This is a genomic window from Paraburkholderia sp. BR14320 (assembly GCF_040948665.1).
Taxonomy (GTDB): Bacteria; Pseudomonadota; Gammaproteobacteria; order Burkholderiales; family Burkholderiaceae; genus Paraburkholderia; species Paraburkholderia youngii.
Map to the genome: position 1 here is coordinate 1 of NZ_JBFPKG010000215.1, position 867 is coordinate 867.

The 867-nt window shown below is 70.8% G+C and carries 1 protein-coding gene and 1 pseudogene; both read right to left on the reverse strand.

Annotated elements, in window-relative coordinates; translation table 11 throughout:
• A partial coding sequence (locus AB3X89_RS39965; protein WP_368588028.1) for a hydantoinase/oxoprolinase family protein occupies positions 1-689 on the reverse strand: 689 nt, incomplete at its 3' end.
• A pseudogene (locus AB3X89_RS39970) lies at positions 686-867 on the reverse strand (peptidase); the annotation flags it as partial. The gene AB3X89_RS39965 and the pseudogene AB3X89_RS39970, both read right to left, overlap by 4 nt.

Genomic DNA, 867 nt, shown 5'->3' on the forward strand with positions numbered 1-867 from the left:
TCGTGCAGCGGGTCCAGTTCGCCCGTCAGCCGGTAGACGTCGGCGGTGGTCGCAAACCATTCGTTCATCACGTTCAGCGTGGCGCCGCCGAATTCGATCCGATGCGCGACGCCGCACAACGGCGTGCGCACGACGCCGTGATACACGAGTTCGCCGCTCGCGAGCCGGCCCGCATCGGTCGCGCCACGCGCGACGACCCGGCCGTCGACGATCGGAATGATGTCGGTGGTGGTGCTGCCGATGTCGATCAGCAGCGCGTTCGGCATGCGGGTAGCGACCCAGCTCGCGGTCGCGAGCCAGTTCGCCGACGCGATCTGGCGCCAGCCGGCCGCGCAGTCGTCGGCGGCGAGCCAGCCGGCGTCGCCGGCGTAGAAACGCAGTGATGAACCGAGCCGCTGCGCGAGCGCGGCCACGATCGCGCGCACGCCTTCGGCGCGATCCGCGAACAGGTCGACCATCTCGCCGGTCATCGTCACCGCATGCTGCGCGGCGCCCGCGCGCGCCTGCGGCCAGCGCTCGAAGACGAGGTCGATAGTGCGGTGCAGATGGTCGAGACCCTGCCACAGCGGACACGGCCATTGCACGACGTCGAGCACGGCATCGCTGCCGTCGACGAGCGACACCTTCACGTGCGCACCGCCGACGTCCCAGCCGAACCGCACCGCCGGGTTCGAACGGGCGGGGCTCAAGGACGCACCTCGAATGTGAGCGGATTGGCGCGCGGCGCACCGCAGCGCTCGAGTCGCACGCCATGCGCGGCCAGCAGCGCGCGCGTCAGGCCGCTGCCGCGCACCGCCGACAGCCCGGCATAAGCGACCGTCAAACGCGGATTCACTTCGATCACGACCGGCCCTCGCTGCGGATGCC